This window comes from Streptomyces sp. NPDC051921, assembly GCF_040680975.1.
Taxonomy (GTDB): domain Bacteria; phylum Actinomycetota; class Actinomycetes; order Streptomycetales; family Streptomycetaceae; genus Streptomyces.
The window spans coordinates 41214-65160 of record NZ_JBFAXU010000033.1; the positions used below are offsets into that span (position 1 = coordinate 41214).

The 23947-nt window shown below is 71.9% G+C and carries 23 protein-coding genes; 9 read left to right on the top strand and 14 right to left on the bottom strand.

Annotated features, from left to right (window positions below):
• Positions 1-100: 100 nt before the first annotated feature.
• On the top strand, positions 101-532 hold the full coding sequence (locus AB0M16_RS32860) for an SsgA family sporulation/cell division regulator (RefSeq protein ID WP_365349539.1): 432 nt from the start codon (positions 101-103) through the stop codon (positions 530-532).
• 82 nt (positions 533-614) lie between these two features.
• Here the strand turns inward: AB0M16_RS32860 and AB0M16_RS32865 are convergent, their stop codons facing one another.
• Entirely contained in the window at positions 615-1037 is a 423-nt protein-coding gene (locus AB0M16_RS32865; RefSeq protein WP_365349541.1) for an ATP-binding protein, read from the bottom strand.
• 295 nt (positions 1038-1332) lie between these two features.
• On the opposite strand from AB0M16_RS32865, the gene AB0M16_RS32870 reads away from it, so the two are divergent.
• Positions 1333-2127 (top strand): RNA polymerase sigma factor SigF, encoded by a 795-nt coding sequence (locus tag AB0M16_RS32870; RefSeq protein ID WP_365349603.1) that lies wholly within the window; start codon positions 1333-1335, stop codon positions 2125-2127.
• A gap of 167 nt (positions 2128-2294) precedes the next feature.
• Here AB0M16_RS32870 and AB0M16_RS32875 read toward each other — a convergent pair whose 3' ends face one another.
• Complete coding sequence (locus AB0M16_RS32875; RefSeq protein WP_365349543.1) at positions 2295-2555, bottom strand: hypothetical protein; 261 nt, start codon at positions 2553-2555, stop codon at positions 2295-2297.
• 24 nt (positions 2556-2579) lie between these two features.
• Entirely contained in the window at positions 2580-3866 is a 1287-nt protein-coding gene (locus AB0M16_RS32880) for a DUF2254 domain-containing protein (protein WP_365349545.1), read from the bottom strand.
• A gap of 255 nt (positions 3867-4121) precedes the next feature.
• Here AB0M16_RS32880 and AB0M16_RS32885 point away from each other — a divergent pair, with 255 nt between their 5' ends.
• Positions 4122-5969, top strand: coding sequence for a glycoside hydrolase family 15 protein (locus AB0M16_RS32885; RefSeq protein ID WP_365349547.1), 1848 nt, complete (start codon positions 4122-4124; stop codon positions 5967-5969).
• 24 nt (positions 5970-5993) lie between these two features.
• Here the strand turns inward: AB0M16_RS32885 and AB0M16_RS32890 are convergent, their stop codons facing one another.
• From AB0M16_RS32890 to AB0M16_RS32920, 7 genes are all read right to left on the bottom strand, one after another.
• Positions 5994-7769 (bottom strand): cation:proton antiporter, encoded by a 1776-nt coding sequence (locus AB0M16_RS32890; RefSeq protein ID WP_365349549.1) that lies wholly within the window; start codon positions 7767-7769, stop codon positions 5994-5996.
• 48 nt (positions 7770-7817) lie between these two features.
• The gene (locus AB0M16_RS32895) at positions 7818-8876 is read right to left on the bottom strand and encodes a cytochrome d ubiquinol oxidase subunit II (RefSeq protein WP_365349551.1); all 1059 of its coding nucleotides are present in this window, start codon (positions 8874-8876) and stop codon (positions 7818-7820) included.
• Positions 8873-10351 carry a cytochrome ubiquinol oxidase subunit I gene (locus AB0M16_RS32900; RefSeq protein ID WP_365349553.1) on the bottom strand — a complete coding sequence of 493 codons (1479 nt, stop codon included), beginning with the start codon at positions 10349-10351 and terminating at the stop codon, positions 8873-8875. Before AB0M16_RS32900 ends, AB0M16_RS32895 begins: the two co-directional genes overlap by 4 nt.
• A 36-nt stretch (positions 10352-10387) precedes the next feature.
• The gene (locus tag AB0M16_RS32905; RefSeq protein WP_365349556.1) at positions 10388-11227 is read right to left on the bottom strand and encodes an SDR family oxidoreductase; all 840 of its coding nucleotides are present in this window, start codon (positions 11225-11227) and stop codon (positions 10388-10390) included.
• Between the two features lie 164 nt (positions 11228-11391).
• Positions 11392-12996: a GMC family oxidoreductase gene (locus AB0M16_RS32910; protein ID WP_365349558.1), complete on the bottom strand. Its 1605-nt coding sequence runs from the start codon at positions 12994-12996 to the stop codon at positions 11392-11394.
• 124 nt (positions 12997-13120) lie between these two features.
• Entirely contained in the window at positions 13121-14041 is a 921-nt protein-coding gene (locus AB0M16_RS32915; protein WP_365349560.1) for a cyclase family protein, read from the bottom strand.
• 32 nt (positions 14042-14073) lie between these two features.
• Positions 14074-14457 carry a hypothetical protein gene (locus AB0M16_RS32920; RefSeq protein ID WP_365349562.1) on the bottom strand — a complete coding sequence of 128 codons (384 nt, stop codon included), beginning with the start codon at positions 14455-14457 and terminating at the stop codon, positions 14074-14076.
• A gap of 410 nt (positions 14458-14867) precedes the next feature.
• On the opposite strand from AB0M16_RS32920, the gene AB0M16_RS32925 reads away from it, so the two are divergent.
• The 3 genes from AB0M16_RS32925 (at position 14868) to AB0M16_RS32935 (ending at position 17319) form a co-directional block, all read left to right on the top strand.
• On the top strand, positions 14868-16100 hold the full coding sequence (locus AB0M16_RS32925) for a hypothetical protein (protein WP_365349564.1): 1233 nt from the start codon (positions 14868-14870) through the stop codon (positions 16098-16100).
• Positions 16084-16860: a hypothetical protein gene (locus AB0M16_RS32930; RefSeq protein WP_365349566.1), complete on the top strand. Its 777-nt coding sequence runs from the start codon at positions 16084-16086 to the stop codon at positions 16858-16860. The genes AB0M16_RS32925 and AB0M16_RS32930 overlap by 17 nt, the downstream gene beginning before the upstream one ends.
• A 288-nt stretch (positions 16861-17148) precedes the next feature.
• A complete protein-coding gene (locus AB0M16_RS32935; protein WP_365349568.1) occupies positions 17149-17319 on the top strand; it encodes a hypothetical protein in 171 nt (56 codons plus the stop codon).
• Positions 17320-17325: 6 nt separating this feature from the next.
• Here AB0M16_RS32935 and AB0M16_RS32940 read toward each other — a convergent pair whose 3' ends face one another.
• From AB0M16_RS32940 to AB0M16_RS32950, 3 genes are all read right to left on the bottom strand, one after another.
• Positions 17326-17622 (bottom strand): hypothetical protein, encoded by a 297-nt coding sequence (locus AB0M16_RS32940; RefSeq protein ID WP_365349570.1) that lies wholly within the window; start codon positions 17620-17622, stop codon positions 17326-17328.
• Positions 17623-17736: 114 nt separating this feature from the next.
• Positions 17737-18396 (bottom strand): response regulator transcription factor, encoded by a 660-nt coding sequence (locus AB0M16_RS32945; protein WP_365349572.1) that lies wholly within the window; start codon positions 18394-18396, stop codon positions 17737-17739.
• Positions 18393-19547, bottom strand: coding sequence for a HAMP domain-containing sensor histidine kinase (locus tag AB0M16_RS32950; protein WP_365349574.1), 1155 nt, complete (start codon positions 19545-19547; stop codon positions 18393-18395). The genes AB0M16_RS32945 and AB0M16_RS32950 overlap by 4 nt, the downstream gene beginning before the upstream one ends.
• A gap of 108 nt (positions 19548-19655) precedes the next feature.
• On the opposite strand from AB0M16_RS32950, the gene AB0M16_RS32955 reads away from it, so the two are divergent.
• Genes AB0M16_RS32955 through AB0M16_RS32965 form a run of 3 tightly spaced genes read left to right on the top strand, consistent with a single transcriptional unit; the run spans position 19656 to position 22890 of the window.
• Positions 19656-20600 carry an ATP-binding cassette domain-containing protein gene (locus AB0M16_RS32955; RefSeq protein WP_365349576.1) on the top strand — a complete coding sequence of 315 codons (945 nt, stop codon included), beginning with the start codon at positions 19656-19658 and terminating at the stop codon, positions 20598-20600.
• The gene (locus AB0M16_RS32960; RefSeq protein ID WP_365349578.1) at positions 20597-22117 is read left to right on the top strand and encodes a hypothetical protein; all 1521 of its coding nucleotides are present in this window, start codon (positions 20597-20599) and stop codon (positions 22115-22117) included. Before AB0M16_RS32955 ends, AB0M16_RS32960 begins: the two co-directional genes overlap by 4 nt.
• Positions 22114-22890, top strand: a complete 777-nt coding sequence (locus AB0M16_RS32965) for an ABC transporter permease (RefSeq protein WP_365349580.1) — start codon at positions 22114-22116, stop codon at positions 22888-22890. The genes AB0M16_RS32960 and AB0M16_RS32965 overlap by 4 nt, the downstream gene beginning before the upstream one ends.
• Positions 22891-23243: 353 nt before the next feature.
• Here the strand turns inward: AB0M16_RS32965 and AB0M16_RS32970 are convergent, their stop codons facing one another.
• Positions 23244-23675, bottom strand: a complete 432-nt coding sequence (locus AB0M16_RS32970; protein WP_365349582.1) for an organic hydroperoxide resistance protein — start codon at positions 23673-23675, stop codon at positions 23244-23246.
• Positions 23676-23947 lie beyond the last annotated feature (272 nt).

Here is a 23947-nt window from a genome sequence, read left to right on the forward strand (position 1 = left end):
ACGCCATCGGCGCATCTGTCCCGCGGGCATGAGGTGTAACAGGGACGGGACGGGTCAAGCGGACACCGCACCCGCCACATCCCCCCAGCCGGAGGACCTCATGCCCCAGCCCCCCGTCGCGCCGCTTCCCGCACCGCGCGTCCTCACGCAGCCCCTGCCCATGGAACTGCTGACCCCGGACGCGGACGCGCCGGTCCGGATCGAGACCACCGTCAGCTACACCTCCCGCGACCCCCACGCGCTGAGCATCGTCTTCCACCTCCTGGGCGAGGCTCCCGTCGTGTGGCGCCTCGACCGCCAGATGGTCCTCACCGGATCGCGGACCGCCACCGGAGAGGGGGAGGTCCGGCTGCGGCCGGCTCCCGACGGCACGCTCCTCCTGCTGCTCGGCCCGGCCGGGCACTGCGCCACGGTCAGGTGCGACCCTGACAGGCTCGTCCGCCTGGTGCGCGACACGCTCGTCCTGGTGCCGCAGGGCACGGAGGAGAGCCACATCGACTGGCGGCCGCTGCTCTCCTCTCTCAGGCGCTGAGCAGAGGGGGTGCGGGCCCGCCGCACGGTGGCGCGGGGGCCCTCGTACGGCCGCCCTCCGCCCGCTCCCCGCACGCCCGGCGTCACGTCCGCCGGTCGGGCGGGGGCGGGCGGAAGCAGGCGGTCACTTCCTTGCCGCGGGGGCAGCTGCGGGTCCGCACGTCGTCGGCGAGGGCGCCGATCAGGAGCAGGCCGCGCCCGCCCAAGGCGTCGTCGCCGGGGTCGCGTTGTTCGGGAGCACGGGACGACGCGTCGTGCACGGTCACGTGCAGACACTCCTCGTCCCACGTGAGGATGAGCTGTGCGTCGCTGTGGGCGTGGACGTGGGCGTTGGTGACGAGCTCGGAGACGGCGAGCACCACCGCGTCCGCCGTGGCCGGCGCGGTACGGTCCCAGCCGAGCGTCTCCAGGTGCTCACGCGTCCAGTCGCGTGCCGTCTTCACGCTGCTGCCCACGGGCAGCGACCGCGCCCACCCGACGGCTCTCAGCGAGGGATCCCGTGTCATGTCACCCCTTCGAACGTCCGTACTGCATGTTCCTTCTGCCCAGCGACCGGCGGAAGAACCGGGCGGAGGGGCGCTCGACGACGCCGACAGGCGCTGCGCGGAGGGCTGCTGAGTCCCCCTCACCCCCCGCCCCGGAATTTCTCGTCGAACCGGGCCGTGTGGATTGCGGGGCTCCGGGTAGGCGAGCAGCCACGGGGCCACGGATCCCGGCTCGGTACACACGCGAAAGGGGAAAGGTGTGACGGTCACCACGATGTCGGCCAAGGGAATTGAGGCCGGAACGGGAACGCTGCCGATGGTCCCGGACGCGTTGGCGGTCGCGCCGAAGGACGCACGAGCCCTGTCGAAGGTCTTCTTCCAGGAGCTCGCGGTACTGGAGGAAGGCACGCACGAGTACCAGTACGCGCGCAACACCCTCATCGAGATGAACATGAGCCTGGTCCGCTACGCGGCCGGGCGGTTCCGCCATCGCGGCGACGAGATGGAGGACATCGTCCAGGTCGGCATGATCGGACTGATCAAGGCGATCGACCGCTTCGAGCTCACACGAGAGGTCGAGTTCACCACGTTCGCCGTTCCCTACATCGTCGGGGAGATCAAGAGGTTCTTCCGGGACACCTCCTGGGCGGTGCACGTACCCCGCCGCCTGCAGGAGGCGCGGGTGGAACTGGCCAAGGCGACCGAGGAACTGAGCACGCGCCTGGGCCGGACACCGACGGTCAAGGAACTCGCCGAGCTGATGAGCCTCACGGAGGACGAGGTGATCGAGGCCCGGCTGGCCTCCAACGGCTACACCTCCTCGTCGCTCGACGCCGCGCTGAGCGGCGAGAACGAGGACAACGACGCCTCCCTCGCCGACTTCATCGGCAGCGAGGACCCCGCCATGGAGCTCGTGGAGGACTTCCACGCCCTGGCCCCGCTCATCGCCGACCTCGACGAGCGAGACCGGCAGATCATCCACCTGCGGTTCGTCGAAGAACTCACCCAGGCCCAGATCGGGGAACACCTGGGCTGCTCCCAGATGCACGTCTCCCGCCTCCTCGCGCGCACCATGAAGCGCTTGCGCGAAGGCCTGCTGGAAACCGCCTGATCCGGCCGCCCGGCGGCGGCCGGCAAGGGCGGCCGACAGCGGCCGGGAGCCGTACCGGACGTGGGGCCGGCCGCCGCGTCCGGTGACTCAGAGCCCGGCCGGCGTGTCGCGCAGCCGCCGGGCCTCCTTGAGCAGACGGGACGACCCCGGCCGCCGGGCCGAGGCGGTCACCTCGGGCAGGTCACCGCGCGCACCCGACAGGCCTGCGGCGTCCGCCGCGACGGCCGGCAGCGCCCCGTGCGCCTGCGGCCGGGCGTGGGCCGGAAGGCCCGGGAGTCCGGCGGCCAGGACCGCCAGACCTGGGCGGCGCCCTGCGGGGCGGCGCCCGCAGCCCGCAGCGACCCGGTCACCAGGGCGACCTTCAGCGTGCCCGACCCCACGAGTTCGGCGAGCTCCCGGCCCAGCAGCTCCCCGTCGGGGATGCGCATCCCTCCTCCCGTCCAGCCCGCGCGCTACGCGGGGTACCGCCCACCGATGCCCTGGTGGTCGGGTCGGCTCGCGAGGGCCCGGCGGGCCGGGTCGGTGAACTCCCGGTCGACCGACTCCCGCAGCAGGCCGATCTCCGCGCGTACGGCGGCGTGCTGCGACGCCGGCAGGGTGTCGAGCAGGCCCTCGAGCATGGCGTGGAGCCGTCGGCAGATCTGCACGGAAGCGCTTCCGTACTCGCGGATCTCGCACACGGCGAGCTGCACGAAGTTCTCCCAGTCACGACCTGGGAGCACGAGCCGGGCCCTCGCGTCGCGATCGGCCAGCACGTAGCGACCGGGGAGGCGCGTGCTGCCGACCGTGTGCAGGAAGGACTCGATGCAGTTGATGACCTGTACGGCGGTCGTGGGGTCGTTCACCGCTGGGGAGAGCGCCCTGATCGCGATGTCGACGAGGACCCTCAGGGCGAACGCGGGGTCCTGCTCGATGGTGCGCTCGGACCCGAGGGCGACGAGACCTTCCACCCGGTCCGGATCGGGCTGCGACGTGCCCCCGTGGACCTCGATGAGGACGGTACCGGGCGGCACGTAGTCGCCGATCAGCCGGGTCACGACGAAGACGCAGTCGTGCCGGGCCGCCTCCGCGACCAGCCCGGCCACGTCGAACGCCTGGATGGCTCCACCCCGTCCGGTCCGCAGGCGCGTCACCGGGCCGTCGGACGGCACGAGGGGCTCCGCACCCGGGGCCGCGTTGCGGATCGCCCTGACGCCGCGCGCGAAGACGGCCTCACCCATGCGGGTGACCAGCTCGGCGACGGCCACAGGTCGGAGGCTGTGGGTGAACCTGTTGAGGTAGACGAGCAGGAGCACGAGACTGACGGCCACCGCCAGTCCGGCCAGGGTGACCCCGAAGTCGGGGACCGAGTCGGTTTCGACGTTGCGCAGCAACGAGAACGCGAAGGCGAAGGTCCCGGTGAAGGTCGCCAGCACCGCCTTCTGCAGCCGGTCCCGGTACCACAGGCGCATGTAGCGGGGGGAGAGGGTCCCCGTCGCCTGCTGCACGACGAGCACGCCGATGGTGACGACGAAACCGAGCAGCGCGACCATGGCCCCCACGATCGCGGAGAGCACGTCGCTCGCCGTCGTGGCGGAGTAGTGCCAGCCGCTCGGCTGCCAGTCCGCGTTGTCGACGGCGAGCGCGAGCTCGGCGAGCAGGACACCGACGACGAGACCGATCAGCGGCACGATCCACAGGCTCGCCTTGACGTACTGCCTCAGCCTGAACCTGGCGGCCCAGGACGTCGGGACACCCACGTCACGCCTCCTTCACCCGGAGGACTCCGGTGCTCGTGAGGCACGCGGAACCACGGGCCCCCGCGGGGGAGCGCCGCCATCCCACCGTAGAGCCCTTCTCCGGGCGGCGCAGCGGAGCTCCCGCCCCGTCGCCCGGTGCGACTCGCTCGCCAGGACGGCACGCCCCCGTCGGCCTAAGCTGGCCGGGGCGCCCGCACCACGCGGCGCGCAACGGTGCCCGATCGCTTGACCGCCGGCGGCCGAAAGGGGCTCAGGATGGACGACTACCCCCTGATCGAGAACCACGGCCTGATCGGTGACCTGCAGACCGCGGCCCTCGTGACGACCGATGCGACGATCGACTGGTTCTGCTGTCCGCGCTTCGATTCGCCCAGCGTCTTCGGTGCCCTGCTCGACCGTCAGAAGGGCGGCCACTTCACCGTGCGGCCGGTCGCGGACGAGTACACCACCAAGCAGCTCTACCACCCGGACACCGCCGTTCTCGTGACGCGCTTCATGACCGAGGACGGGGCGGGCGAGGTGGTCGACTTCATGCCGGTCACCGGCTCGACCGCGACGGACCGGCACCGCCTGGTCCGCATGCTGCGCTGTGTGCGGGGCAGCATGACCTTCGCGGGCGAGATCGCTCCCCGCTTCGACTACGGCCGCAAGCCGCACGAGCTGCACCTCACCGAGCACGGGGCCCTGTTCACCTCGCCGGACATGGAGCTCGCCGTCCACCCCGTCCGCGAGCCGCAGGACGACCGGCTGCTGGCCTCGCTCTCCGGGGACCAGGACCTGCGCTTCCGACTCACCCTGCAGGCGGGTCAGCAGCGGGGCATGATCCTGGAGTCGTCCCCCGGCGGGCCGCCGCACGAGGTCCGGGCGGCGGAGTTCGAGCAGCTCTTCGACGAGACGGTCGGCTTCTGGCGCTCCTGGCTGGGCCAGTCGACCTACTCGGGCCGGTGGCGCGAGGCGGTGGAGCGATCGGCCGTGACGCTGAAGCTCATGACCTACGCGCCGACCGGCGCCCTGGTCGCCGCCCCCACGGCGGCGCTGCCCGAGCAGTTGGGCGGGGAACGCAACTGGGACTACCGGTTCACCTGGATCCGGGACGCGTCGTTCTCGGTGTACGCGCTGCTGGGCCTGGGCTTCAGGGAAGAAGCGACGGCGTTCATCAGCTGGCTGCACGACCGGGTGAAGGAGAAGGCCGGCCAGGGGGACGGGACCGGGCCGCTGAACATCATGTACCGGGTCGACGGCTCCTCCGACCTGGTCGAGGAGACCCTGGAACACTGGGAGGGGTACTGCGGATCCGCCCCCGTCCGCATCGGCAACGGAGCGGCGACCCAGCGGCAACTGGACATCTACGGCGAGGCGCTCGACAGCATCTACTTCGCGCACCGCCACGGCATGCACCTCGACAACGGGGGCTGGAAGGCGCTGCACACGCTGCTCGACTGGCTGGTCGACCACTGGGACCAGCCCGGAGAAGGGCTGTGGGAGACCCGAGGCGGCCAGAAGGACTTCACGTACGGGCGCGTGATGTCGTGGGTGGCCTTCGACCGCGCCCTGCGGATCGCCTTCGACGACGGGCGTCCCGCGGCAGGGGGCCGCTGGGTGGACGCGCGCGACGAGATCTACGCCCAGGTGCTCAGCCGGGGATGGGACCCGAAGAAGCAGGCCTTCGTGCAGCACTACGGCGACGACGTCCTCGACTCGTCGTTGCTGCGCATGCCCACCGTCGGGTTCATCACGCCCGACGATCCGACGTGGCAGTCCACCTTGGACGCGATGGAGCGCGAGCTGGTCAGCGACAGCCTGGTCTACCGCTACAACCCCGAGGCGTCTCCCGACGGACTGCGCGGCTCCGAGGGAACCTTCTCCCTGTGCACGTTCATGTACGTCGACGCCCTGGCGCGGGCCGGGCGCACCGACATGGCCAGACTGGTGCTGGAGAAGATGCTCTCGTACGCCAACCACCTGGGCCTGTACTCCGAGGAGATCGGCCTGACGGGGCGGCAGCTGGGCAACTTCCCCCAGGCCTTCACGCACCTGGCCCTGATCGACGCGGCGATCACCCTGGACGCGAAGCTGAACGGGGCGCCCGGGGGCGGGAAGTAGGAGCACTCAATCCGCGTACGAGGCTCACCGTCCGGCCTCCGTCGGCACGGAACCGAGGAGGACGACGGTGTCCCCCTCCTGAGGGACGGTCCGCTCCCGCTCGGTGACCGGGTCCAGGCGGTGGTCGGCCCGCACCACGAAGAGGGTCTCGTGCTCCGCCGGCAGCGGGGCGGAGGCGGGCTGCACGACGAACCGCGCACCCCGCTCGTAGCGCTCCGCCAGGACGTGACGGACGAGGGAACGGCCGAAGAGGATGTCACCGCCGGTGTAGGGAGCGACCACGCCATGGCTGTCGTGCGGCGGTCCGACCCGGTAGACGGGCCCCTCGACGTTGTCCTGCATCACGACCGAGGCGAGCGCGTTGAAGTCGTCGTCGTCCGTGGCCAGGAAGACGGCGGTCACTCCTTCCAGCCGGGCACCGGGGTTGATGGCGGTCGCCAGCAGGTCGCCCTTCGCCAGGTCGATCCCCTCCTCCTTGATCCTTTCCCGCTCCTCGTCGAGCCCCGCCCACATCAGCACGTCGAGCCCCGCCGAGCGCAGCGCCCGTCCCAGGTCGACCACCCACGGCCCACCGCCCACGAGCAGGATGCGCCTTCCCGCCGGTTTGACGACGCCCAGCCGCCCGGCCATGGGCGCCGCCGTCAGCGAGTAGAGCAGGACGGTTCCCACGATCACCAGGAACGTGACGGGAAGGATCTTCGCGGCCCCGCCGATCCCGCGGTCGACCAGGCTGGCGGAGAAGGCTGATGCGGTGGCCGCGGCGACGATGCCGCGCGGGTCCATCCATCCGATGAAGCCCCGCTCCCCCCGGGTCAGCCCCGAGCGCGCCGTCGCGGCGAAGGCCACGAGCGGCCGCACCACCAGGACGAGGACCGCGATGAGGGCGAGCGAGGGCAGGAGCACCGGCACCAGGGACGCCGGGGTGACGGTGGAGGAGATGGAGACGAACAGCAGCCCGATGATCAGCTGGACCAGGGTCTCGAAGAAGGGACGCCGGGCAGGCATGTCGAACCCGCGGATGTTGGCGACGGCCAGTCCCGTGACGATCGCGGCGATGAGCCCCGTGTCGTCCCGCACGATGTCACAGCCGGCCGATACGGCGATCACCGTGGCCAGTTGGGCCAGGGTCCCCAGGGTCTCGCCGAGTCTGAGCGTGCGCAGGGTGAACCACAGCAGGGCGGTCCCCACGGCTCCGCCGACCAGCCCGACGGCCAGGCTGATGCCGAACTGGCCCAGCTGGTACCCCCGGCCGATGTCGACCCGGCCCGTCGTGGCGATGGCGTGGAAGGTGAGCGCCCCGAGGATGCCGCCGATCGGGTCGGTCAGCGTCCCCTCCCAGATCAGGATGCGTCGCACCTTGTCGGTCGGTCGCACGAAGTCGAGCAGCGGACCGACGACGGTGGGACCCGAGACGACGAGGATCACGCCCACCATCGCGGCCACGCGCAGCGGCATGTCGAACATCGCCGGCGCGACCGACATGACGACCAGTGACGTGAGCAGCACCCCGTACACCAGCAGCCGGCCGACGATCCCCCGGGTGTGGCCGGTGAGCTTGCGCAGGTCGAGCCCCAGGCCGGCGTCGTAGAGGATCACCCCGACGGACAGCGAGACCAGGGCGGAGAAGGTCGACCCCAGCAGCTTGTCCGGGTTGACGACATCGGTGAGGGCGCCTGCGGCGAACCCGACCGGCAGCAGGATGATCAGGGCCGGCAGGCGCAGCTTGCTCGCCAGGATCTGCGAGCCGGTGGCGAGCACCACCGTCAGGGCGAGCCCGAGCAGGATCTGGTCGTCGGTCACAGGGGATTCCTCCGTCGGGTTCCGGGCGCGAGAGGGGCGGCCGGGCGGTCAGCCGCCCGGTGCCGCGCCCTCACCGTCCGTGCCGCTCCCGCTTCGCAGCTCGGCGTCGGTGAGCTCTTCCAGCTCCCCGTGGGTGTCCAGCCAGTAGAGGAGGACGACCGCCGGCATGACGAGCACCAGGGCCACCAGGGTGACGATCACCAGCCACGTCAGGGTGGAGGACGCGCCCGCGGCGTCGGCCACGGTCAGCGAGGTGGGAAGGAGGTACGGGCGCTGCGCCATGCCCCAGGCGACGACGGCGGACGCGACGACCGCGACCGCCGTGAGGCGCAGCCACGTGCCCGGTGTCCGCAGCAGCAGCCAGGCCGTCGCGAGCGCGGCCACCCCGGCCACGACGACGAAGAGCAGCCCCAGGCCGTGGGTGAGTCCGTGCCAGATGTAGGGGGAGTCCTCGTGGGTGACGAAGCCGGTGACCACGGCCAGGACGGTGAGCGCGCCGAGCGAGCCCAGCGCCCGGCGCCTGAAGTGGCCCACCAGGTCGGGTGCGTCGAAGCGGCGGGCGTCACCGGTGAGGAAGACCGCGCCGAGGAAGGCGGTGGTCGCGATGGCGATCAGCCCGAACATGACGGAGGTGGGGTTGGACCAGGTGTCCGCCGACGCCGCGGTACCGGGCGCCACCCGTCCCGACGCGACCCCGCCGACGGCGGCGCCGAGGAAGAACGGCGTGACGACCGAGGCCACGGCGAACACGGCACCGTAGAGGCGTCGGCCGGCGAGCCGCCGGGAGGGCTTGCGGAACGCGAAGCCGGCGCCGCGCAGGACCATGCCCATGGCGGCCAGCGCGAGGGGGAGCCACATCGCGGTGAACACGGTCTGGAACAGGGTCGGGAATCCGGTCCACATGACGACGAGAACGAAGACCAGCCAGACGTTGTTGACCTCCCATACGGGAGCCATGGCGTGGTCGATGAGCCACCGCGGCCGTCGGCCGCGTTCCGTTCCCCCTGCCGTCAGGTCCCAGAAACCGGCCCCGTAGTCCGTGCCGCCCGCGCAGGCGTAGGCGGTCACGGCGAGGAGCAGCACCACGGCGATCAGGTCGGCGGTCATGGTCGGCCGTCCCCGCTCCGGGCGGTTCCGCCGTCGGCGGGGGCGTCACCCGCCGGGACGGAGGCCCGCGGCCCGTACGGGGTGTCCGCCTCGGGTGCCTGAGCCGGTTCCCCCGCGGCCTGCTGCGCGTCGGCGAGCCGCCAGCGCGTGCGCATCTTGAGCAGGATGACCAGGAACGAGCCGAAGAGGAACACGTACACGCCCATCACCACGCCGAGCATGATCCAGAGGCTGGTCGAGCGGGTCGAGGTCACCGCCTCCGCGACCTTCATGTTCTGGTAGACGATCCAGGGCTGACGGCCCACCTCGGTGGCGACCCAGCCGCACTCGACGGCCACGACGGAGGCCACGCCCGCACAGGCGGCGGCGCGGTAGAACCACCGGGAGGCGGGAAGCCGCCGATGCCGCAGCCAGACCAGCCCGTACCAGAGGGCGAGCAGGACCAGGACGGAGCCGATGACGACCATCAGGTCGAACGCCCAGTGGGCGATGGTCGCCTGGGTGGCGTTGGGCCGCTGGTCCGGCGGCACGGAGGTCAGCCCCACCACCTTGGTGTCCGGGGAGAATCCGGCCAGGACCGAGTCGAGCAGCGGGATCTTGATGCCTCCCGAGACGGTTCCGTCCGGGTGCAGCCGTCCGAACAGGTACTCCGGAACGCGGGTGTCGGTGTCCCAGACGATCTCCAGCGCGGCGAACTTCACCGGCTGCTCGTGGAACACCGACCGGGCGATGGAGTCGCCGAGGACGAACTGCACCGGAGCGGCCACCGCGGCGATGGTGAACGGAACGGCGAAGCCGAGCCGGTGGTAGCGGTCCCGGCGGCCGCGCAGCCAGCCCGTCGCGTAGACACCCGCCACCACGAAGCCCGCGGTGAGGATCATCCCCACCACGAAGTGCCAGTACTGCGGCCCGAACATCGGCGTGAAGATCGCCTTCCAGACGTTCACGTCGACCGGGTTGCCCTCGGAGTCGAGGGAGAAGCCCTGTGGCGTGTTCATCCAGGAGTTGGCGGCCAGGATGCCGAACGCTCCGAGGAGTGCGGCGAACGGCAGGGGCAGCCCGAGCAGGAAGTGCGTACGGGGCTTCAGCCGCCGCCACCCGTACAGATAGATGGCGATGAGCACCGCCTCCAGGAAGAACGCCCAGGCCTCGACGCCGAAGCCGACGCCGAAGACGTCACCCCACCTGCCCATCAGACCGGGCCAGAGCAGGCCGAACTCGAAGGAGAGCACGGTGCCGGTGACGATGCCGACCGCGAACTGCACCGCCATGACGGCCGACCAGCGCCGGGCCAGGAGCAGGGCGGTGGCGTCCTGCCGGCGCAGGCCGCGATGGTGCATGACCAGGGTGATGAAGGGAAGGGCCACGCCCAGGGGTACCAGGATGATGTGCGACGCCAGGGTGAAGGCCATGAGTTCCCGGGCCGGCAGCAGTTGGGCCGGGGCATCCGCCAGCAGGTGGAACGAGGTGGGCATACGCGCCTTCGCTGTTCGTGACGTCCGGGAAGCGGGTCAGCCGCCGGTGGCGAAGCCGGGGAAGAGGGTCATGCCGCCGTCGACGTAGAGGGTGGTCCCCACCACGTAGTCCATGAGGTCGGAGGAGAGGGCGATCACGGCGTTGGCGATGTCCTCCGGTTCGCCGATCCGGTCGTACGGGATCAGCCTCAGGAGGTCCTCCCGGGCTTCGGCGGTCTCCCAGGCAGCGCGGTTGATGGGCGTCTTGATCGCCCCGGGCGCGACCGCGTTGACCCGGATCTTCTCCGGTGCGAGCTCCTGGGCCAGGGTCTGCATCATCATCTGCACACCGCCCTTGGAGGACGCGTAGTTGACGTGGCCCGACCACGGGATGACCTGGTGCACCGAACTCATGCAGACGATCTTTCCCGCGGCGCGGGACACCTCGGGGACGACCCCGCGGCGCCGGAACTCCTTGACCGCCTCCCGGGCGCACAGGAACTGGCCGGTGAGGTTGACGTCGATGACCTTCTCCCACTGGGCGAGCGTCATGTCGGTGAGCCGTGCGTCCCGTTGCAGTCCCGCGTTGGCGACCAGGACGTCGATGGTCCCGAACTCCTCGACCATCCGGTCCATCATGGCCGTGACCTGGTCCTCCTGGGACACGTCCGCCTCGTACGCCGCCGCGCGCACCCCGAACGACGTGATCTCCTCGACCACTTCCTCGGCGGCCTCACGCCCCGTCACGTAGTTGACGACCACGTCGGCACCGGCCCGGCCCAGGCCGATGGCCGTGGCCTTGCCGATGCCCGAGTTGGCTCCGGTGACCAGCGCTTTCTGACCCTGCAGCAGACGTGCGGGGTCGACCCCCTGCGGTGCTTCCACGGTGGAACCCATGTCGCTCTGCCTCCTCCTCGCCCGCGGCCGTGCCCCGGCCCGCTGCGGCCTGCCGGGCACGGGTGCCACGGAACCACCGGCCGCGGCGGTCGGCATCCGGGGGGAACCACGGTTGGGCCGTCGGGCCGAGCATCTTCGCCCGGTCGGACCAGCGGCCTCCGGTCTCAGCCGAGCCGGGCCAGGAGGTGGTCACCGACCCGCAGCGCGTTGGCGATGGCCGTCAAGGACGGGTTGACCGCTCCGATGCTCGGGAAGAAACTCGTGTCGACGACGTACAGGTTGTCGAGGTCGTGGGCCTTGCAGTCGACGTCCAGCGCGGAGGAGGCGGGGTCGGTGCCGAAGCGTACGGTGCCCGCCTGGTGCGCCGTCGCACCGATCGGCATGCCCTTGTGCAGGTAGATGCTGCGGGACAGCAGGTGGTGCTCGTGCATGCCCAAGTGGCCCAGCATCCCCTGCAGCTTGTGCCTCAGCCGCTTCAGGCCTTCGATGTTGTTCTTCTCGTCGAGCGCGAGATGGATGCGGGCGTCACCGTCGAGGGTGACCCGGTTCGTGGCCAGCGGCAGGTCCTCGCCGCACAGCCAGAAGTCGACGGCGTGGTGCGCCAGCACTTCGAAGGGCATGTCCGGGGTGACCGCGCCGGCCCACCGCGGGGCCTCGCCGTGGATCTGCTCGGCGTCCGACTTGCCCAGCATCTGGATGCCGCCCAGCGGGTAGTCCCAGTCGTCCGCGCCGAGGTACCAGTCGTGGAGGGCCAGGGTCTTCTGGAACTGGGTGTCGTTGGGCTCCTTCGACACAGCCATCAGGGCCAGGTTGTTGTGCCGCATGTAGAAGCGGCCGACCACGTCGGAGCTGTTCGCCAAGCCGTTCGGATGGTGTTCGTTCGCCGAGGCCAGCAGCAGCGCCGCGGAGTTGACCGCCCCGCAGGAGACGACCACCACGTCCGCCGTGAACCGGACCTCCGATCCGTCGGGCAGCCGGCCGACGACCGCGCTGACACTGCGCCCCCTCGCATCGGTCTCCAGACGGACCACCTGAGTGCGTGTGACCATCTCGACGCCGGGATGCTCCAGTGCCGGCTCGACGCAGATCACCTCGGCGTCGGACTTGCCGCGCACCAGACACGGAAAGCCGTCCACCCGGTTGCATCGGATGCAGACACTGGAGTGGGTGGCCCGTCCGCCGTTCTCCTGGCGAAGGTTCACCCCGATCGGCAGGTGGAAGGGGTGCAGACCGCGCTTCTCGAGATCGTCGCTCAGCTGTTGGATGCGCGGCTCGTGCTCCACGGGCGGATGGGCGTACTGCGCGCTCACCGGCCCTTCGCCCGGATCCTCGCCGTGCCGTCCGTGGACGAGGTAGAGGTGCTCGGCCTGCGTGTAGTAGGGCTCCAGGTCCTCGTACCGGATCGGCCAGGCGGGGGAGAGGCCGCCGTGGTGCCGGAGCTCACCGAAGTCCTCGGGCCGCAGCCGGAAGAGGGCGGCGCCGTAGAACTTGGTGTTGCCCCCCACGTAGTAGTTGACCTCGGGCGGGAACTCGTTCCCGTGCCGGTCGATCCAGAACTCCGGGGCCCGGTACTTGGCCTTGACGAACACGGCCGTCGAGTCCCAGTTGTCCCGTTCGCGCGGCAGGTGGTCGCCGCGTTCGACGAGGAGTACGCGTTTGCCGGACGGGGCGAGCCGATGGGCGAGGGTGCCGCCGCCGGCGCCGGTACCGATGATGATGACGTCGTAGTGAGGGGCGTCGCCCACGACGACCACCGTCCTTGTGATCATGGCCCTGAACTGGCGTCGGGCTCCTTCTCCCCGCTGTACGGGGCCGAGCGTCCCACCCGTTCGAACGTATCCGCCCTCCCCGTGGACGGCTACCGGAGGGGCGGTCGACGGCCGGCCCCGTCGGTCACAGCACGGCGATGGGGTTCACCGGCGAGCCGGTGCCGCCGGCCAGCCGCAGGGGGGCGACCACGCACAGGAAGCTCCAGCGCCCCGCCTGCGCGCAGGCGGGGACCAGGTCCTCGAACTGCAGGTAGTCCATGAGAGGGATGCCCAGGGCGTGGATCGCCAGGACGTGCACGGGGAAGGAGACGCCCTGCACCGGGCTGGGCGCGGTGTCGTTGTTGCCGTCTCCGCCCAGGACGGCGACCTCGCGCTCGGCCAGGAACTCCACGGCGTCCGGGTGGAGGCCGGCCCGGGCGGTGGCCGCCTTCCAGGGTCCGAGTTCGGTGCGCCGAAGGCGATGCCCCGTCCTCACGAACAGCAGGTCTCCCGGCCCGACGCGGACCCCCTGCGCGGCCTCGGCCGCCGTCAGGTCGACCGAGGTCACCCGGTCGCCCGGTTCCAGCCAGGGCACCCCGCGCAGCCGCGGGACGTCCAGCAGCACGCCCCGGCCGACGACGCCCTCCGCGAGCAGGTCGACGGAGAGCGCGCGGGCGCCCTCGGGCGTCAGGCTGCCGGCGGGCACCCCGCCGTACAGCTCGCCGTCGAACACCACGTGGCAGAGCGCGTCGAGATGGCTGTCCGCGTCGCCGTGCACGTTCATGGCGAAGCGGTCGGTGGCGAAGTGCAGGCCGTCCGAGCCGAGATCGTGCGGGCTCGGACCGGTCATCCGGTGCACCGCGGGCTCGGGGTCGTCGGGGCCCGGCACGGTCTCGATCGGAGCCGCCAGCGACACGGTGCGTCCGAGACGGACCTCCGCGGCGGCCGCCACCACCCGCCCAGGGGTCAGACGGCCGAGCGCACCGCACCGGCCGTCCGCTGCCGGCTGCGCCGCCGCCCGCCTCCGCAGGCGATCGTAGAGCGCGCGGAAGGCGTGTGCGGTCATGTCGGCTGCCGCCGGCGGCTCCAGGGCCGGTGTCACGCGTACCCCCAGGGGTTCAGGCCCCACCGGAGCACGTGTGTCGCGCCGGGCTCCAGGACGGTGAGGTCCGTGCCGCTGCGAAAGGCGTCAGGGGGACAGGACATCGCCTCCACGGCGACTCCGCGCCGTCGCCGTTCCGGTTCGGCCAGGGTGTCGCCCGTGTACACCTGGACGTGCACCACCGCACTCTGCTCCGCGCGGACCAGCCGCCACGACTCGCCCGTGGGGCCGGGAGCCCCGGAAGGGCCGTCGCGCCCACCGACGTGGTCGGCCCGCTTCGTGTCCGATCCGGACGGCCGGCTCACGGCATCGGATTCCGGGCGCATCAGGGAGAGCACCGCGCTGACGACGGCCTCCGCAGGCCGGTCGATGTCCCCCACGAGCGCGTGCTCGTCGGCCGGGGGACGCCGGTGAGCGCGGTCGAAGGCCGACCGGATGCACTCGGGTGGGTCGTCATGACGGTTCCTCCCTGTCGTGTGACCGCCCCGCCGAGGTGTCCCCGCCCGGTGGCCAGGACACCTCCAATCTGACCCCCGCCGGGCCCCGGCGCACGTCGGCCGTGCCGGCGGCGGGGCACGGCGGTGATCTGGCTCGCCCCCGAGGGTCCGCCCAGATCGCCGAAGGCCGGCGTGCGCGGGGAACCCGTGGTCGCAGAGGTCACCGCCCAGGGGCATCGTCTCGATGGCACCGGCGCGCGCCCCGCGCAGGGAGCTGGGGAAGAGTACGGGCCGTTGCCGTGTTGACGGTTGCGAGCAAGCCAACAGGATCGGCGAACGGCAGGTACCGCTTGATGTACGCAACAGGGCTGACGGAAGCCCGTATCGAGCACGCGGGCAACATCTTGGTCGCGCCGTCGGCGTTGCGGGACGAGGACTGGGTCAGGGACTTCTTCGGGTCCGTGGTCACGCCGGAGGAGCTTGCTTCCGGTTCCCCCGACCTCGCACAGAAGACCGTGTACTTGTGCGGTGAGGCATCCGCGATCTCCGGCCGCCAACTGCGGGACGCTGCCAGGGTGTTCGTCGTCCAGGAGCGGTCACCCGGCCACCACGAGGACGTCGGCACGCCGTGGCCCGTCGTCGACCTCGGCCGGGTCCCCCTCCGCGTGCACGGTGTCGGTGTGTACTACCGCCGGTTCTTCGGGCTCGGCGGCGACCACTTCGGACGTATCCGCGCGGAGCACACCTTCCAGTCCCTGACGGAGTCCACCAAGCCCGGAACGGCGCATCGCAGGGGCATCTATCTGACGCCTGTCACGCGGGACGACGACGGCGCACTGCAGTTCCGCCTGCTCCGGTGCTCCACGAATCTCTCGGGGCCGACCGAGGGCTTCCGCCCGACCGACACGCACATCGTCGAGACCCTGAACCGCGAGGCCACCGCCGTCTTCCGCGACCAGGCGCCGCTCAACCACGTCCTCGCGCAGATCTACCACAACACCCTTGCCACGGCCGAGCGCAAGCAGTCCAAGGCGAGGATCTCGGCCCATGCCGACAAGACCAAGGACATGCCCGTCAACGGCATCATGGCCTTCTGCACCTTCTACGACGGGCTCGACGCGTTGCGGCCCCTGGCCGAAGACCCCTTCGACCACGGTGTGAAGGGTGCCAGCGGGCTGACCAGGCTCCACTTCCGCCTCAAGGAGCCGACCGAGGGCCGCGACGGAGTCGCGCTCCCGGCGCAGTTCACCCTGACCCTCTGTCCGGGCTCCGTGTTCTTCATGCCGCTGTCCACCAACCGCCTGTACACGCACGAGATCCGGCCCTCGACGTTGGGCGCCGAACTGCTCCCGACCCGCATGGGATACGTGGTGCGCTGTTCGAGCACCGAAGCCGTGCACAAGAACGGCCACACCTTCCTCCACCTGGCCGGAGGCACCGTCAAGCTGGAGCCGCCCACGCCGGCCGGAATGGACGAACTGCGCGGGCTGTACGCCGAGGAGAACAGGACCTCGTCCTCCGTCGACTACGGCGACCGGTTCCTCTTCAGCATGAACACGGGAGACTACCTTGCCCCCCAGGTCTAGGATCTCGGACGAGATCCTCTCGTGCGCCCTGCCGACGGCGGCGGGGGAGGACCTCTTCACGAAGCTGTCCGCATCGGCTCGTTGGGAAGACGTCGGAAAGGGCCGGCGAGGCGCCACGCTGACCAGGATCGACCAGACCGGTGGCGTGCCTCTCGTCCGTACCACCACGCGGTACGGCGACCCGACGCAACGCTTCCGGGCGGTCCACGAACGGCTGGCGCGACGGATTCAAGAACGTGCGGCGCTTCCGGTCGGCTTCAACAACGCGCTCATCGAGAGCTACACGAACGCTTACAGAACCATGGGCAGCCATTCCGACCAAGCCCTCGACCTGGCGAGCGAGTCGTTCATCGCCGTGTTCTCCTGCTACCGGCATCCCGAAGCGAACCCGTCGAGAAAACTGATCTTCGAATCCAAGGCCTCGGTGGGCGAGACGTTCGAGATCCCCCTCGCCCACAACGGTGTCGTCGCGTTCTCCGTCGACACGAACAGGAGACTCCGGCACAGGATCGTGCTGGACACGTCCGTCCAGGCGGCGGACAACCCATGGTTGGGCGTCACGTTCCGGACGTCCAAGACCCTCGTGCGGTTCCGCGAGGGGCACGCGTACCTCCCGCAGGGCGCGCGCCTCGTGGCGGCCGACGACGAGCAGAGGCGCGAGTTCTACCAGCTACGACGCCGCGAGAACACGGAGACGGACTTCGTCTACCCCCCGCTGGCGTACACCGTCAGCGAGAGCGATCTGATGCCACCCGTCTGACGTGGGGGGCCGACGCCCCCCAGGGGGCCGGGGCACGGAGCCGCCCCGGCCCGCGCCCGCGGCCACCGCCGAGGACCGCCCCCGGCCCGGTCGGCGCCGACGCACGGCCGGGTGCCCGCCGGGCCGTACCGCCTGGCCGCGGCCGTGCGTCGGGGCTTCGCCCGGTCGTCCGGCGGGGCACCTCTGCGCAGGCTGGGAACGGCCGGGGGTGACCGGCGGCGAGGTGGGTGATCATGTGGCGGGGTCACTCGGCCAGGGACTGCCGGGCCCGAATGGTCCGCACGCTGGATGGAACGGGCGCGGCAGGCGCTCGACGACAGCGGGGACGAGGCCCTCGGGGCCGCGTTCGACGCCACGCACCTGACCCTGTCGCCGGACTGGCTCTCGGGGAACGATCAGGTGGAGCACGCGGACGTTGAACGCCGACCGGGCGCCCGCCCGGCCGGCCGTCACGGCTGAGCGTCGCTATCGGGTCACGACCGTGTGCACGGAGTGGACCTTCGGCTTCACCTCCGGAACCCCGAGCTCGTGCAGGATCGGGATGATGATCTCGCCGAACCTCTGGAAGGCCTCCTCCGACTCCCAGACGTCGACGACGAGCCAGCCGTCCGGTGTCGGGGCGGAGGTGTGCGAGATGAGGCCGGGGACGGGCCAGTCGGCGGAGCTCGTCACCGTGCCGCGCCCGCCGGTGACCCTGGCCGCGCTCTCCTCGTACTGGGCCTGGGTCATGCCCGGCATCTCGAACACCGCAACGATCGCCATGGGGACCTCCGGTCAGGTGGATGTGTCCGCTCCAGCCGATCACGGCGGAGAGCCACGCACCCGTCGGCCTGAGCCGAACGGTCCCCACGCGGTGAACCGGTGATCCCGTGCGCCTCAGGTGGCGATGCGGTAGCCGACGCCGGGCACCGTCGTGATGACCGCGGGGTCGCCGAGTTTGCGACGGAGGCGGCTGATGGTCACCGCCACGGTGTTGGTGAACGGGTCGGCGTTCTCGTCCCACACCTGCTCCAGCAGGGCCTCCGCGCTCATGAAGGCGGGGCAGGCGTTCAGCAGCGCCTCGAGGACGGCGAACTCCTTGACCGAGAGACCGAGGAGGACTCCGTCCCGGGTCGCGGTACGCCGCATCGGATCGAGCTCGATGCCCGCCGCGCGCAGGGTGCGTGCCGGCGCGCAGGGCCGGCGCCGGGCGAGGGCCCGGATCCGCAGGACGAGTTCGGGGAAGTGGAACGGCTTGGAGAGGTAGTCGTCGGCGCCCAGCACGAGCCCGCTCACCCGGTCGCCCGGCGTGCCCGCCGCCGTCAGCATCAACACCATGACCCGGTCGTCGCGCGAGGCGATCATCTGGCACAGGGCGTCTCCGTGGATGCCGGGCAGGTCACGGTCGAGAACCACGACGTCATAGGCGTGGGTGTCGAGACTCACCGCCGCCTCGATCCCGTCGTGGACGACGTCCACCGCCATGCCCTGATCGCGGAGGCCCTCCGCGACGATCTCGGCGAGGGGCCTGGCGTCCTCGACCACGAGCACCCTCATGCCGATACCCCCAGGGCCCGGGGCAGGACCACGGTGACCCGCAGCCCGCCCTCGGAGCGCGGCCGCATCTCCATCACGCCGTCGTGTGCCGTGGCGATGGCCGCGACGATGGACAGCCCGAGTCCGGAGCCCGCCTCACCGCCGGTCCGGTCCGCACCCAGCCGGGAGAACGGCCGGCCGAGCCGACCCACCTGTTCCTCGTCGAGGACCGGCCCGCCGCTCTCGACGACCAGACGCACCGCGGCGCCGTCGGAGCGGACGCCCACGCGGAACCAGCCTCCGTGACTGTTGTGCCGGACGGCGTTGTCGACGAGGTTGTCGACCACACGACCCAGCAGGCTCGCGCTGCCCCACACGTCCGCGGACTCGCCCCCGTCGGCGCGGTGCACGGTGAGCTGCTTCGCCGCGGTGTCCTCGGCCCGCACGGCGAGGGCCTCGGACACGAGGAGGTCGAGTCGGACCCGAGCCGCGTCGGTGAACTCGCCGTGCTGCGTGCGGGCGAGGACGAGGAAGCCGTCAAGGAGGCGGTCCACCCGGTCGAGTTCGGTGCGCAGTCGGCCCACCAGGACGCGCGTCTGCTCGGGCACGGGCCCCGGCTTGGCCGCGGTGACGTCCAGCGCCGCCCTCATGGTCGTGAGCGGGGTGCGGAGTTCGTGCGAGGCGTTCGCCACGAAGCGACGCTGGCCCGCGAAGGCGCTCTCCAGCCTCTCCAGCAGGTCGTCGACCGTGTCGGCGAGGTCCTTCACCTCGTCGGCGGGACCGGTGACCGCCAGCCGCTCGTGCAGGTTGTCGGCCGAGATGCGCCGGGTGGTCACGGTCATCATGCGCAAGGGGCGCAGCACCCGCCCGGCCACGAGCCGGCCCAGCCCGATCGACGCGACCCCCATCACCGCCAGCGCGAGTGCCGAACCCTTGAGGATCTGCCGCGCCTGGGCCTCGTCCGCCTGCGCCAGGCGCCGTTCCAGCTCGTCGATACGTGCCCGGGCCGGTCCCGCCACAGCCGGCTCGGGCACGGCCCCCGGTCCCGCCTCGGCGATCCTGCTGCCGGAGGCGAAGGCCGCGGCGAGGGCGAGCAGGAGCGCGCCGGACGCCAGGAACAGGCTCGTGTACAGGACCGTGAAGCGCGTGCGCACGGTGCCGGGCAGCTTCATTCCGGGTCCTTTCGTCCGGCTGGGTCCCCAGGCTATGCCGAGGCGCCTAACAGCGGCATGACAGCGGCCGTTCGGCCCCTGTCACGTGCCGGCCCGCACGGTGGGCGCATGAACCATGACATCGGCGCGACGATCGAGGTCGTCGGCGTACACAAGCGCTTCGGCCCACAAGTGGCCCTCAACGGCATGACGTTCGCGGTCCGGCCGGGCCAGGTCACCGGTTTCGTCGGCCCCAACGGCGCCGGGAAGTCCACGACGATGCGCGTGATCCTCGGCCTGGACGCCGCCGACGCGGGGAGCGCCCTGGTCGGCGGCCGGCCGTACCGGACCCTGCGCGAACCGCTGCGGCACCTGGGGGCGCTGCTGGACGCCTCCGCGCTGCAGCCGAGCCGTACCGCCCGTGGCCATCTGCTGTGGCTGGCCCACTCCCAGGGCCTGTCCGCCCGCCGAGTGGACGAGGTCATCGAGCAGGCGGGTCTGGGCCAGGCCGCCCGGCGCAGGGCGGGCGGCTTCTCCCTCGGCATGCGGCAGCGGCTGGGGATCGCTGCGGCCCTGCTCGGTGACCCGCCCGTGCTCATGCTCGACGAGCCGTTCAACGGGTTGGACCCTGACGGCATCGTGTGGATGCGTGGCCTGCTCGGGAAGCTGGCCCGAGAGGGCCGCGCCGTGCTGGTCTCCACCCACCTGATGGGCGAACTGGAGGACACGGCCGACCACCTCGTCGTGATCGGCCGGGGGAAGGTCGTCGCCGACACCGGCGTGGGGGACTTGCTGGCGTCCTGTTCCGGCGGCCGGATCACCGTCAGAACCTCCGCCGTCGCGCACGCCGAGGCCGTCCTGCGGCGTGCCGGGGCGACCGTGGAGGTCGCGGGCCATGACGCGCTCGGGGTGTCGGGACTGGCCGACGAGCGGGTGGTGGCGGTCCTCAGCGGCAGCGCGGTGCCGTTCTCCGCGGTGTCCGCGGACCGCGTGACCCTGGAGCACGCCTACATGCGGCTCACCCGCGACGCCGTCGAGTACCGCGGGGCAGCGGCCGAGGACGGTGCGCGATGACCCGTACGAAGGTCTTCGCGCGGCTGCTCCACGCCGAGTGGACCAAGTTCCGTACGGTGCGGGGCTGGGTCCTCGGCACCGCCGCCGCGGCGCTCGCGACGGTGGTGGTCGGGCTGCTGGGCACGGCCGCTCCGGGAGGGTCGGGTGCGCCGGGCTCCGCCACCGGGTTCCCCACCGGCCCTGGCGGGGAGCCGGTCAACGACAGCTTCTACTTCGTCCACCGGACCCTCGACGGGGACGGGAGCATCACGGTGCCCGTGACCGCGCTGGCCGGGCTCGCCGACGACGGGCACGGGCGGAACGCGCGAGGAAGCGCCCAGCCATGGGCCAAGGCGGGGATCATCGTCAAGAAGGACCTCGCCCAGGGATCCCCCTACGCCGCGGTCATGCTCACCGGCGGCCACGGAGTCCGGATGCAGTACGACTACACCCACGACCGCGCCGCACCCCTCGCCTCCGCAGATGGGCCGCCGCGATGGCTGCGGCTCGTCCGCGACGGCGACACGGTCACCGGCTTCGTCTCCGCCGACGGCGCGCGCTGGACCCTGGTCGGCACCGCCCGCCCGGCCGGGCTGGGCGGCACGGTGCAGGCCGGGCTGTTCGCGGCCTCACCGCAGGCCAGGCAGGAGACGGCGGTCGGCGTGGGCTTCGGCCCCGCCGTGGCCACCGGCACCTTCGGCCGCCCCGTCCTCCAGGGCACCTGGTCGGGCTCCGGGTGGAAAGGCACCCAGGTGGGCGGCGACGCCGGCACGTCCGGGAGCTACTCCAGCGGCATGGAAGGCGGCTTCACGGAGTCCGCCGGCACCTTCACGGTGACCGGCGCCGGAGACATCGCCCCCGTGGTGGGCGGCCCGGCCATGGGGCCCGCGTACTCCCTGGAGAACTTCCTCGTCGGCGGCTTCGCAGGGCTGATCGTGGTGATCGGCGTGAGCACGGTGTTCGTCACCGGCGAGTACCGGCGCGCGCTGATCCGCACGACGCTGACCGCACACCCGGTTCGCGGCCGCGTCCTCACGGCCAAGGCCGTCACGGTGGGCGCCACGGCGTTCGCCGCCGGTCTGGTCGCCGCCGCCCTGGTCGTCCCGCTCGGCCGGCAGGGCGCAGAGGGCCGAGGGTTCCGGGTCTTCCCCGTCGACACGGCGACCGAACTGCGCGTCACGGTGGGCACGGGCCTGCTGTTCGCCGTCACCGCCGTGCTCGCGCTCTCCCTGGGCGCCCTGCTGCGGCGCAGCGCCGCGGCCGTCGCCGTGGTCGTCGCCTCGACGGTGCTGCCGTACCTGCTCGCCACCTCGGCCGTGCTGCCCGCGGGCGCCTCGGAGTGGCTGCTGAGGGTCACCCCTGCCGCGGGCTTCGCCGTCCAGCAGACGCTCCCTCGATACGCACAGGTCCTGAGCGTGTACGAGCCCTCGACCGGCTATCACCCGCTGACACCCTGGGCCGGCTTCGCCGTGCTGTGCGGTTACGCCGCGCTCACCTTCGCTCTCGCCCGGACACGGCTGCACCGGAGCGACGTATGAGGCACATGCTGCACGCGGAGTGGACGAAGCTGCGCGCCGGCGGGGGCACGGTCCCGCTGCTCCTCCTGGCCGTGGTGCTGACCGTGGCCGTGAGCGTCGGCACGGCCGCGGCCGTGAACTGCCCCGCCCCCGGATGCGGCGAGGACGACGTGCGGCTCTCCCTCACCGGTGTCGTCGTGGGGCAGGCCGTCGTCGCCGTCGCCGCCGCGCTGACGGTCACCGGCGAGTACGCCACCGGAATGATCCACACCACGTTCACGGCCGTACCGCGCCGACTCGCGGCCTTCACGGCCAAGGCGGCGGTCGTCAGCGTGGCGGTACTGGCCTCGGGAACCCTCGCGGTCCTCGCCGCCCTGCTCGCCGGGCGGTACGTGCTGCCGGGCAACGGCTTCACGGCGGAGAACGGCTATGCCCCGATCTCCCTGGGGGACGGGCCGACGCTGCGCGCCGCCGTGGGGTCGGTCCTCTACCTCGCGCTGATCGCGCTGCTGAGCTTCGGGGTGGCGACGGCGGTCCGGGAGGGGGCGACCGCGATCGGCATCGTCCTGGGCCTCCTCTACCTCTTCCCCGTCGTGGGGCAGGTGGTCAACGACCCCGATCTGCAACGCCTCCTCCAGCAGCTCGCGCCGATGTCCGCCGGGCTCGCCGTCCAGTCCACCGTCGATCTGGACCACCTTCCCGTCGGGCCCTGGCACGGTCTCGGCGTCCTCGCGGCGTGGACGGCTTCGGCCCTGCTCACCGGCGGGCTCCTGCTGCGCCGACGCGATGCCTAGTCAGGTGCGTCGCCGTGCCGGAGCGGCGAGGCCCGGTCCGGATCGGGATCCCCGTTCCGTCCGGCGGTGCGCGGCCGGACGGAGCGCGTTGCGGTGAGCGCGCCGGGGAGGGCGCGGGGCTCCGGAGGACGAGCGCGCACGAAGTCCGTGGCCGCCGGCCCGCACCCGTACAGCACCGCGGCTTCGGCCCAGTTCCCGATCTCCGCGTCGGTCGGGCGTTCGCGCCCGGCGGGGGCGGGGAGGCCGCAGGCCCGGGTCGTCAGCGGCATGTCCTCGTACGCTCCCGTGCGCAGTGAGGGGGGGCGGGTCCCGTGCCCGGGGGAGGGGACACGGGACCCGCGGTCAGGGGTGGGTCAGGCGGCGGTGCCGGAGGCGTTGAGCGTGACCGGGATGTTGCCGCGCGTGGCCTTGGAGTACGGGCAGATCCGGTGGGCGGCGTGCGTGAGTTCCTCGGCGGTCGTCCGGTCCACGCCGCCGAGGACGGGGCTGAGGACCGCGGAGAGCGAGAACTCGCCGTCCTCGCCGTGGGTGAGCGTGACCTCGGCGGTGATCGTGGTGCTGGTGAGCCGGATCTTGCGGGTGGCGGCGGCGCGGCGGAGGGCGCCGAGGAAGCAGGCGGCCCAGCCGGCGGCGAGCAGCTGCTCCGGGTTGGTCGCGTCGCCCGCGCCGCCGAGCTCCTTGGGGATGGCCAGCCGGGTCTCCAGGAGGCCGTCCGCGGAGCGGACGCGACCGCCGTTGCGGCCCTCTCCGTCGACTTCGATGTGGGCGGTGTAGGTGACTGCCATGGCTCGTGCTCCCTGTCCGGGTCGAAGGCTTCGGATGACCTCAGCGCCGGGACGAACATCCATGCGTCACCGGTTGAAGTGGTGACGCCACCATGGCAAGAGGGTGCGTCACCAGTCAAGGGGGTGATGAGCGGGTCGGTGTCCGCGATGCCCACGCCGCGGCGGCTGCCGGCCGACCTCGGGGCCACGACCGGTGCGCCGCGCGCGTCCCTCGCGGCCTCGGAGGGTCAGGCCCTCGTCCTGCGCGGAGAAGCGGGCATGGGCAAGTCCGC

Bases quoted from the DNA above. Each gene is read 5' to 3' on its own strand.
- AB0M16_RS32910 (WP_365349558.1), bottom strand. From the start codon at position 12,996: ATGATCACAAGGACGGTGGTCGTCGTGGGCGACGCCCCTCACTACGAC.
- AB0M16_RS32940 (WP_365349570.1), bottom strand. From the start codon at position 17,622: ATGGCGATCGTTGCGGTGTTCGAGATGCCGGGCATGACCCAGGCCCAG.
- AB0M16_RS32960 (WP_365349578.1), top strand. From the start codon at position 20,597: ATGACCCGTACGAAGGTCTTCGCGCGGCTGCTCCACGCCGAGTGGACC.
- AB0M16_RS32970 (WP_365349582.1), bottom strand. From the start codon at position 23,675: ATGGCAGTCACCTACACCGCCCACATCGAAGTCGACGGAGAGGGCCGC.
- AB0M16_RS32900 (WP_365349553.1), bottom strand. From the start codon at position 10,351: ATGCCCACCTCGTTCCACCTGCTGGCGGATGCCCCGGCCCAACTGCTG.
- AB0M16_RS32875 (WP_365349543.1), bottom strand. From the start codon at position 2,555: ATGCGCATCCCCGACGGGGAGCTGCTGGGCCGGGAGCTCGCCGAACTC.
- AB0M16_RS32915 (WP_365349560.1), bottom strand. From the start codon at position 14,041: ATGACCGCACACGCCTTCCGCGCGCTCTACGATCGCCTGCGGAGGCGG.
- AB0M16_RS32885 (WP_365349547.1), top strand. From the start codon at position 4,122: ATGGACGACTACCCCCTGATCGAGAACCACGGCCTGATCGGTGACCTG.
- AB0M16_RS32965 (WP_365349580.1), top strand. From the start codon at position 22,114: ATGAGGCACATGCTGCACGCGGAGTGGACGAAGCTGCGCGCCGGCGGG.
- AB0M16_RS32955 (WP_365349576.1), top strand. From the start codon at position 19,656: ATGAACCATGACATCGGCGCGACGATCGAGGTCGTCGGCGTACACAAG.
- AB0M16_RS32895 (WP_365349551.1), bottom strand. From the start codon at position 8,876: ATGACCGCCGACCTGATCGCCGTGGTGCTGCTCCTCGCCGTGACCGCC.
- AB0M16_RS32865 (WP_365349541.1), bottom strand. From the start codon at position 1,037: ATGACACGGGATCCCTCGCTGAGAGCCGTCGGGTGGGCGCGGTCGCTG.
- AB0M16_RS32860 (WP_365349539.1), top strand. From the start codon at position 101: ATGCCCCAGCCCCCCGTCGCGCCGCTTCCCGCACCGCGCGTCCTCACG.
- AB0M16_RS32905 (WP_365349556.1), bottom strand. From the start codon at position 11,227: ATGGGTTCCACCGTGGAAGCACCGCAGGGGGTCGACCCCGCACGTCTG.
- AB0M16_RS32935 (WP_365349568.1), top strand. From the start codon at position 17,149: ATGGAACGGGCGCGGCAGGCGCTCGACGACAGCGGGGACGAGGCCCTC.
- AB0M16_RS32945 (WP_365349572.1), bottom strand. From the start codon at position 18,396: ATGAGGGTGCTCGTGGTCGAGGACGCCAGGCCCCTCGCCGAGATCGTC.
- AB0M16_RS32870 (WP_365349603.1), top strand. From the start codon at position 1,333: ATGGTCCCGGACGCGTTGGCGGTCGCGCCGAAGGACGCACGAGCCCTG.
- AB0M16_RS32950 (WP_365349574.1), bottom strand. From the start codon at position 19,547: ATGAAGCTGCCCGGCACCGTGCGCACGCGCTTCACGGTCCTGTACACG.
- AB0M16_RS32925 (WP_365349564.1), top strand. From the start codon at position 14,868: ATGTACGCAACAGGGCTGACGGAAGCCCGTATCGAGCACGCGGGCAAC.